The following is a 1,970-nucleotide window of genomic DNA, read 5'->3' on the forward strand; positions in this document are numbered from 1 at the left end:
ACCTTCACCGGAATCGTCGACCTTCAGGCCGCCATCAAACGCTACATCGGCGAGCACAACCGAAGCCCACGACCCTTCGTCTGGACCAAGCCCGCCGCCGCCATCTTCGACGCCCTCAATCGAGCCCTTGAACCTTCCGTCTGAGTCCGTGCACTGGGCATGGGCCTTGGCACCCGCGTGGGCGCCGCGGCGTCTGCCTCGACAGATTAGTTTGTATGAATGAGACGGGAGAAGGCCGTGCGATGCCGCCAGACAAACTAAAACAGCGCCTCGGAGCTGTTGCAATGCACCTAGAATCAATCCGCAACATGGACAATTTGAAGGGCGCTGGAACTTGAACCATCTTCGACGCCCTCACGTTCGCGCGCCACAATTTCGGCGCCGGGATGGGCCCTACTTCTCATGACGTGAACAGACCTTGCTAAACCTACTCTTTGCCCTAACCGCTTAAGCAGTCACGGACAGCGAAAACCCCTTGCTTATACACCTGCTCCCGGAAAACATGAGTTGATCACAATTATATAACACAAGCCTTGTCGTATTCAGCGATTAATTTCGGCCTCCGCAGCAGCCTAAAGTCAAAGTATCTTCGGAGAAAATACGATGAATTATTAAATTGGGAATTGAACGATTTCACTTCATCTGCTGTCATGGACCCTAAGGGGAAATTATGCATGTCCAATCCCTGAATTATATCAACAAGTTCCCCATAGATGGATTGCCATGGATGGACAGAACCCATCCAGGGCTTTTGCGCTCCAGTGAAATGCCACAACGAAGCTTTAGATATAGAGGCCCTGTCCCATTGCGCAAAACGTGATTGAAAATTCCACTTTGTCGCAATATTCGCGCGACGGCTTCCAATAACTGCGTTGATTGCGCTCTGATCGTGATATGGTGGACACCGTTCGGCGGAATGCTTTAGATACGCAAGAGCATCGAGCGAAAGCGCCTTCCAATCTGTTCGACTGGATACCATAACTCCAGAATTGCCATATGCATCGTCGGGACCAAGGCCAATTTTACTTAGGTATGCTCGAGTAGATCTTCCGTTGATCGAATTGTCTTTCCTATAAAAAGACAGCGCGTCTTCGGCCATTCCGATGCTTCCGCCCGGAATAGGAGCAAATGCCAATCCAGAAAGATCATTTGATATAAATGTGTCGCCGTCGAGATATAAAATTCTATTTATGTCAGTTGGGATAAGTTCGTGGAGAAACAACCGCCCCAGCGCGGCTTTCGATACATGAGATGACGACCAAACAGAGGTAAGATCATCAACAAGTGCGTGATCAATGTGAATCAGTCGAACTGAAAGTCGGTCGATGATTTCTTCCAACCCTTCAATTTTCTCATTTTTACGCAAAGTCAATACCAGCACTACAGGTAGACAAATTGACAAACTTTTTCTCAGAGTTGAAATAGAAATCAACGTGGGAGCCAGATAAGAAACATCAGTAACGTAGCAAACCGTTGGGTTAATTGCGGGACTCATGTGAATTCACCTTCTATTGTTGATTGTACCTATATCGTCATCGGAAGGCGTCTCATCGTCATTTCCGCCCATGTAATAGGCAAACAACATAGGTACGCACTTAGGTCCCACTCAGACAGATTGTGTAGCAAGTCTATGTCGAATTACGAATACTGACTAGGTGTAGATGGGGGTTTTTGACTGCTGGTTTGCAAATTCCCAGATCTTGGTCCGGCCTCCAGTCACGGCCAGCATCATCACCATATTGATCGTCCGCAACACTCCCGGCCAAGACGGCTTTACCGTCCATCCAAGCAGATGAGTAGCGGAACTCCTCGATTGGATTAATCGCACACGACCAACTCCGGCGTCCAAGGCCCATGACTTGGCCATGGTTTTCTTCTACGCCGCAACCGTCATGATCCACTTGAGACCGCTCTCCCACTCTACCCAACTTCCCGGACAGACTTTTAGAAGGGTTAGCGCAGCCGACCGG

General features: G+C 49.2%; 1 protein-coding gene and 1 pseudogene. One reads left to right on the forward strand and one right to left on the reverse strand.

The features are described from left to right. Positions 1-144 (forward strand): annotated as a pseudogene (locus FV228_RS28120) (IS630 family transposase); the annotation flags it as partial. 373 nt (positions 145-517) lie between these two features. Here FV228_RS28120 and FV228_RS28125 read toward each other — a convergent pair. Beyond that, on the reverse strand, positions 518-1,495 hold the full coding sequence (locus FV228_RS28125; RefSeq protein WP_147857497.1) for a glycosyltransferase: 978 nt from the start codon (positions 1,493-1,495) through the stop codon (positions 518-520). Positions 1,496-1,970: the final 475 nt, after the last annotated feature.

This window comes from Methylobacterium sp. WL18 (assembly GCF_008040015.1).
In the GTDB taxonomy this organism is placed as follows: Bacteria; Pseudomonadota; Alphaproteobacteria; order Rhizobiales; family Beijerinckiaceae; genus Methylobacterium; species Methylobacterium mesophilicum.

Coding starts and splice junctions, on each gene's coding strand:
- FV228_RS28125 (WP_147857497.1), bottom strand. CDS start 1,495: ATGAGTCCCGCAATTAACCCAACGGTTTGCTACGTTACTGATGTTTCT.